General features: G+C 39.2%; 3 protein-coding genes. 2 read left to right on the top strand and 1 reads right to left on the bottom strand.

Features of this window, described 5'->3' with window-relative positions:
* Positions 1 to 2,456, bottom strand: a 2,456-nt coding sequence (locus BUF13_RS20675) for an Ig-like domain-containing protein (RefSeq protein ID WP_208327383.1), incomplete at its 3' end; no start/stop codon positions are given.
* Positions 2,457 to 2,805: 349 nt separating this feature from the next.
* On the opposite strand from BUF13_RS20675, the gene BUF13_RS16470 reads away from it, so the two are divergent.
* Both BUF13_RS16470 and BUF13_RS16465 read left to right on the top strand, forming a co-directional pair.
* Complete coding sequence (locus tag BUF13_RS16470) at positions 2,806 to 4,683, top strand: LuxR C-terminal-related transcriptional regulator (protein WP_083586490.1); 1,878 nt, start codon at positions 2,806 to 2,808, stop codon at positions 4,681 to 4,683.
* 131 nt (positions 4,684 to 4,814) lie between these two features.
* A complete protein-coding gene (locus tag BUF13_RS16465; protein ID WP_073572922.1) occupies positions 4,815 to 7,451 on the top strand; it encodes a valine--tRNA ligase in 2,637 nt (878 codons plus the stop codon).
* The last annotated feature ends 1 nt before the right edge of the window (position 7,452 follow it).

Raw genomic sequence — 7,452 nt, 5'->3', positions numbered from 1 at the left:
CATCCCGTAGCCTCGCCAACAGCATTGTAAGGAACTACAGAAACGTAATAGGTGGTGTTTTCAGCAAAATCCGCAGAATGCGTATAGCTCGTTCCGATCACAGAAAGAGCATTTACCAAATCATTGCCTCCTGAAGTAGTGCCAATGGTTACATAGTAGCCATCCGCATCTGAAACAGCGGTCCAAGTAATCGTAGCATCCAAATCAACATCCGTGGCCCCATTGCCCGGAGAAGTGATGGTTGTACAATCAGGGACAGAACCTCCAGCGCCCGTAGAAAAGCTTTGAATCACACAACCAGTCTGGTCCCCATCGGTATAATAAGGAACAATTCGAACAAAATAGGTTGTATTCCCACTCAAATTTGTTGTTGGGTCATAGCTTAGGGTATTACCAACATCTTCATTTGCCATGACATTATTCGCAGCAGCATTAGTCCCCAAACTAATTTTGTATCCACATGCACCAGGAGCTACTTCCCAAGAAATGTTAGAGTCGACTGGTACGTTTGTAGAATTATTCAGAGGATCCGTTAAATCCACACATTGCTTAGTGGCAGTCCCTGTTACATTTAGAGCAAAGTCATTTCGAAGAATTTCTAAATTTTTACCTCTATACCCTGGGCCATTACCATTTTCAAATGGCACTAGATCACTCGTAACCACGCAATGATAAACACCACCATCACAAGGAGAGGCATAAAATTCAAAAGAGGGACTATCAGGGGCATTGGGAATCTCAACTCCATCTTTATACCAGATATAGTGATTTTGACTTCCTCTTACTGATGCCAAAATCGTCACCAAACTTCCTACAGTTCTATTTATCGAAACAACATTATTCACTTTTCTTTGAGGTGCATATGTATAAGTTCCAAAAACTGTATAATAAGTATTTACAACAGTAGTGAGTGCATTTACATAGGCTGAATGTTCTTCTTCAAAATCGCCAAAGTGAAAATTATTATTGTCAATCTTAAAACTGAAAGACCTGGTCACATTGGGAACTATCAATGACGCAAAATCAGGTATTCTTCCTGTCAAAAGATTAAAACTTACATCCAAGGTATTACTGTATCTCAACCCACCATTTGCATTCCATATATCGAAATATTGCTCTAGAATATCCTTTCCAGCAAAGCTGTTATGATGCAAAATCAAATCTTCTACAACTGTATGTGAAATATCTAAAGATTCAATTTCATTTTCGGAGGCATCCAGATACTCAAGGTTCGTATTATTGGTCAAATCCAAACCTGTCCCTGAAAATAGATTTTGGCTAATGGTTAATTCCTCAAGCAGACTATTTTGAGTCACATTAAGATTTGGAATTTGGTTTGCTGCCAAATTCAAATTTTTCAAAGCTGGATTTTGGGTCACATCGATTCCTGGAAGGAGATTGTTTCGAGCATTTAATGTCTCCAATAGTGGGTTTTGTGTAACATTTAAAGAAGGAAGTTCATTACTGTGGATATTTAAAGTTTCCAATAGGGGATTCTGCGTCACATTGACATTTGTCATGTAATTCGAATTAGCCGTTAAATGATTTAGATTTGGGTTTTGGGCTACATTAATTATCAAAGCTCCCGGTGTATCTTTTCCGGTAATGGTGAGGCGCTCCAACATCGAAGCATTTTGAAAATTAATATTAGAAATCCGGTGCCCGGTAATGCTAATTTCCCTAAGGGTGTTTGTAACAGGCAAATTAATATTCTGGACATTGGTGGATTGTAGGTTAAATCTTTCCAAAACCATTTGCTGTGAGATGTCCACTAAACCCAAATTTCCTCCTTGAACCGTAATGCTCCTCAATACATTTGGGAAATCAGGAAGATTCGCATTAATAGGAAAAGTATTGTTAAAATTGGTACTCAAAAACAGGGTATGCATGTTTTGATAGCCAGAAAGATCAACTGTAAACGTATTGAAAATCAGCAAATACAAATTCCCTACTGTATTAGTAACAGGCAAAGTCACCACATCTAGGTCTCGAAAAGCATACACTTGGATATCTTCCAACAAGACATTATTTGATAGATCAATTGACAGAATAGTGGCATCACTCCCCATCCCGCTACCTCGGGCAATAAAAACTCTCAGTTTGGTATTATTCGAAACATCCAGATTATCTAGGATATCATTCCCGGAAAACCTGAATTCCTCCAAATCGACTAAAGCAGAAAGTGGAACATTTGTAAACTGATTGGATCCCAAATTAAGACTCACCAAATTCACAAATGCCTGAAGCCCTGAAAAATTGGTAATGCTATTTACTGTTACATTTAAAGTAGTAACTGCTGCTGCATCCGAATTCAGGATATTCCCATTGGCTCCATTTGAATCAATTCCTTGTGCAATTAAAAAATTCTCAAAATTGGAATCTGGAATTGGGGTAGTTTGTGCAAAAACTGAATTGACCCAGATAAGCAGGACCAATCCAAAATAAATACTCTTCATAAAACGTAGGAGGAAATCTTAAAGCAGAAAACACCTTCGTAATGGGCTTGTGGGGTAAAGTCTTATTGAAAGAGATCTGCATGATTGAGCCAAACAAAATTCAAAAATTCAATCGCAGAGCTTCTTACTTAACACCCTTTCTCTACCATTTCACCTCTCTTTATGCTAAGCTCAACATGCAGGCTTTTCTCTCTCTCAATTACTTTTACAAGATTAAAAACCTCTCAATTGAGCCACAAGTCTCATGTAGCTACTAATTGTCTACTTAAATCAAGCATTTCGTCTACAAAACGTCTACAGATTTTCTTTGAGCTTGGGATCTCAATCAGCTTTCTTCTAATTTTATTTGATGAGATTCAGATTTTGCACCCTTTCCTTTTTACTTCTAATGACTTTTGGGTCGTCGATTCCACTATCGGCCCAAAGCTTTTTTATTGATTCCTTGAAAGTTTTAGCGACCGACGAAAAACTGTCTCGAGGTGAAAAAATTGATGTAATGGGGGAACTGGCAAAAACATATTCCTCAGAAAGACAAATTCCAGAAGCTCTTGAGATTGCCCAACAAGCTTTGAGCCTAAGCTGGCAAGAAAGTAATAAAAAATATTCAGCAAATATCCACTCTATTTATGGCTATATCTATTATCGAATAGACAGTATTTCATTAGCATATCAAGCTGTTGATAGTGCCACTTGGTATGCCGCCCAAACGAACGACAAAAAGACCAAAGCTATGGTTATTTTCAGAACAGGCTGGCTTCATTTCATGGAAAATGACATTGAAAAGTCATACGACGAAATGCTTCAAGCTTTGCAACTTCTGAATGGTATGGAGGAATTTGATACCGAAAGCAACATCTATCATTATTTATCATCCATTTATAGTCAATGGAGGGATCCTGAGATGCAATTTCACTATACCAAATTATGCTTAGAAGCAGCACAAAAAAGCAACGATCTGGATGCGATTTCCAATGCAAATTTAATAATGGGCAATTCCTATCTAAACAGATATAGAAAAGAAAAAGAGACAAAGAAATATCTCGATTCAGCCATCTATTTCACTCAAGTAGCTTTTAAAAATTCTCAATCGAAAAGGGCTTCATTAAGTAGTACACAAGCTGCTGCTTCACTTAATTTGTCAAATATATATTTGGAATTTTTTACCCCCCAGCACCAAGACAGCGTCATTTTTTATGCAGAAAATGCCATCCAAATTGCTAAAAAAATCAACTATACAGATGTTATAGTGAATGGTTATGGCATAATGAGCGAAATCCCTTCTTCACAGGGAAATTATTCTGAAGCTGAAAAAATGCTCAATACTGCACTATTGGAAGTTGAAAAAAGCCTAAAAAAAAGTCCAATTCTAAACTTCAGAATCTACAATGCTTTAGCGGGATTGGCAGAAAAGGAAAATAACCCAGAAAAAGCACTGGCTTATTTCAAAAAACAGCAAGGGTTTTACCGTGAAATATTTGATAATGAAAAAGTAAAAAGCATCCAAAGTTTAGAGGCTAAATACCAATCTGAGAAAAACGCATTGGCTTTGGATGCTGCAGAAAAAGAAGCAGCTTTTAACAGGTCGCTTAATATGATCTACATTCTCATTATGGTCCTTGGCGCCTTGGTGATCTTCTTCTTTTTCAGATCATATAGACTCAAACTCAAATCTTCTCACCAAAAACAAGTCATTTTAGAAACCGAGAAAAATGCTGCCCAACTAAGAGCAGATTATAAAGAAGAAGAAAGGGCAAGAATTCAGGCGGAAAGCGATCTTCTTCAGGAAAGATTTGGAAGGATGGAGAAAGAATTGCTAGCAGGTAATCTACAGGTAGAAGAAAAAAACAAATTGGTCGAAATGCTAAAAGATCGGCTTGCAACACATGGGAAAAAGGACCCTCTCTATTCTCAACTTGAAAAACTCATCGTTCAAAATACCAAGATTGACCAAGGCTACGACGAGATCAAGACAGAAATTGAGGAAATCCAGTCTGAATTCGTTTCCAGACTACAGGAGAAATCCGAAAATAATCTGACTAGGTTGGATCTAAAATACTGCTCTTACATCCTTATGGGTCTTTCCAACAAAGAAATAGCCAATAAACTCAATATTGACCCTAAAAGTATCAGGATGGCTAAATACCGGATCAAGCAAAAACTGAAGCTTGAAAAAGATGAAGATTTGACCCAATTTATCACAGAATTGAACAGAAATTCAAAGGGTTAATTAAAGCTTTCAAAATTCTGCTTTCTAGGAAATCACATTAACAAAGCATTTCGATCTTTCACAGATGCTTTTCCAAGGCCTTTTCCCCTTTTTCTTGTACTTTTGCACCTTCATTAAAATCACCAGAGCACATGTCTACGATTGCCAGCAAATACGACCCTGCAGCAGCTGAAGCCAAATGGTACGCCTACTGGATGGAGCACAAACTTTTCTCCTCCAAAGTTGACCCTGAAAAGGAACCATACACCATTGTAATTCCTCCACCAAACGTCACAGGCGTCCTTCACATGGGACACATGCTAAACAATACCATCCAAGATGTATTGGTTAGAAGAGCTAGAATGCAAGGTAAAAATGCTTGCTGGGTACCTGGTACAGACCATGCTTCTATCGCAACTGAAGCAAAAGTCGTAGCTATGCTTAAAGACAAGGGCATCGATAAGAAGTCCTTGACTCGCGATGAATTCCTAACATACGCTTGGGAATGGAAAGAAAAGTATGGTGGAATCATCCTGGAGCAGCTAAAAAAACTGGGGGCTTCTTGTGATTGGGACAGGACTTCCTTCACCATGGATCCGGGATTGAGCGATGCGGTAATTTCTGTGTTCGTTGACTTGTACAACAAAGGCAAAATCTACCGTGGAGTAAGAATGGTAAACTGGGACCCAAAAGGTAAAACAGCCCTTTCCGATGACGAGGTAATCACCAAAGAAGTAGCTTCCAAGCTTTACTACATCAAATACAAAATCGAAGGAACCGAAAATGAGTTTTTGACTATCGCTACAACTCGACCAGAGACAATCATGGCCGATGTTGCGATCTGCGTCAATCCAAATGATCCTCGGTTCACCCATCTCAAGGGCAAAAAAGCGATTGTTCCTTTGATCAATCGTGCTATACCTATCATCGAGGATGAATACGTAGATATGGAGTTTGGTACAGGTTGCTTGAAAGTGACTCCAGCTCACGATATCAATGATTACGAACTGGGAATTAAGCATAAACTTGAAGTAATCGATATCTTGAATGATGATGGTACTTTGAATGAAAAAGCCCAGATTCTAGTTGGTGAAGATCGTTTCGTAGCTCGTAAGAAAATCGGAAAATTGATTGACGAAATCGGTCAATTGGAGAAAATCGAAGACTACAAATCCAATGTGGGCCATTCTGAAAGAACGGATGCGGTAATCGAGCCGAAGCTTTCTTTGCAATGGTTCCTAAAAATGGAAGACATCACGAAGCCTGCATTAAGTTCTGTGATGGAGGATGTGATCCAATTGCATCCGCCAAAGTTCAAGAATATGTACCGTGCTTGGATGGAAAATGTAAGAGATTGGTGTATCTCCCGTCAGCTTTGGTGGGGACATCAGATTCCTGCTTTCTACCTTCCAAATGGTGAATTTGTAGTTGCTAAGACCAAAGAAGAGGCCTTGGAGATTGCCAAAGAGAAATATGAAGCTTCTTATACTTTGGAAGATTTGACCCAAGACGAGGATGTATTGGATACATGGTTCAGCTCTTGGTTGTGGCCTATTTCCGTTTTTGATACGGATGTATTCACTACAGGTCAACCCAACGAAGAATTGAAATATTACTACCCTACCAATGACTTGGTAACTGCACCGGAGATTCTTTTCTTCTGGGTAGCGAGAATGATCATTGCGGGATATGAGTATATGGGCGAGAAACCTTTCAAAAATGTTTATTTGACGGGTATAGTTCGTGATAAATTGGGAAGAAAAATGTCCAAGTCATTGGGCAACTCTCCTGACCCATTGGATTTGATGGCTCAGTACGGTGCAGATGGCGTGAGAACGGGAATGCTTTTCTCCTCTCCTGCCGGAAATGACTTGCCTTTCGATGAAAAATTGGTTGAGCAAGGACGTAACTTCTCAAACAAAATCTGGAATGCCTTCCGATTGGTAAAAGGTTGGGAAATCGACCCGAGCTTGGATGGATCTGCGAATGCAGCAAGTTTGGAATGGTTTGATAACCGATTCCAACAAACCCTTTCAGAGATCAATGATCACTTCGAGAAATTCAGAATTTCTGATGCTCTGATGTCGACCTACAAATTGGTTTGGGATGACTTCTGCTCTTGGTATCTGGAAATGATCAAGCCTGCATATCAGCAGCCTATTGATCAAGCGACTTATAACAAGACAATTGAGTTCTTCGAAGATATCCTGAAGATTTTGCATCCATTTATGCCTTTCCTTTCTGAGGAAATCTGGCATCAGATCAAAGAAAGAAGCGTGGAAGAATCTTTGATTTTGGCTTCCTGGCCTGAATCAAGCTCTTTTGACACTAAAATCATCGAAGAAGCAGCCCAAGTATTTGAGGTGGTATCACAGGTGAGAAACTTGAGAGCATCCAAAGGAATGTCTCCGAAAGAAGCTTTGGAATTGACTATCAATGCCAAGAACCCTGAGCTTTACGGTAGATTCGAAGCTGTATTGTACAAGCTTGCAAACCTATCCAGTCTTGCTTTCGCAGAGAATGTAGAAAATGCGATGAGCTTTGTAGTGAAGTCGGACGAATGCTTCGTGCCGATGGGAGATTCTATCAATATCGAGGAGGAAAAAGCCAACATTCAAAAAGAGTTGGATTATACCAGAGGCTTCCTGAACTCAGTGGTGAAGAAGTTGAGCAATGAGCGATTTGTCGCTGGAGCTCCAGCTCAGGTAGTAGAAAATGAAAAGAAAAAGCAGGCAGATGCTGAAGCTAAAATCAAAGCTTTGGAAGAAAGCCTTTCGAAATTAGGGTAAG

Origin of the sequence: Algoriphagus zhangzhouensis (assembly GCF_900148515.1) — a bacterium.
Classification (GTDB): Bacteria; Bacteroidota; Bacteroidia; order Cytophagales; family Cyclobacteriaceae; genus Algoriphagus; species Algoriphagus zhangzhouensis.
Note: the sequence above shows the minus strand (reverse complement) of the source record. Positions and strands in the feature narration are given on the sequence as shown.

What these genes read in the sequence shown, in the direction of transcription:
- BUF13_RS16470 (WP_083586490.1), top strand. Translation starts at nt 2,806, where the DNA reads ATGAGATTCAGATTTTGCACCCTTTCCTTTTTACTTCTAATGACTTTT.
- BUF13_RS16465 (WP_073572922.1), top strand. Translation starts at nt 4,815, where the DNA reads ATGTCTACGATTGCCAGCAAATACGACCCTGCAGCAGCTGAAGCCAAA.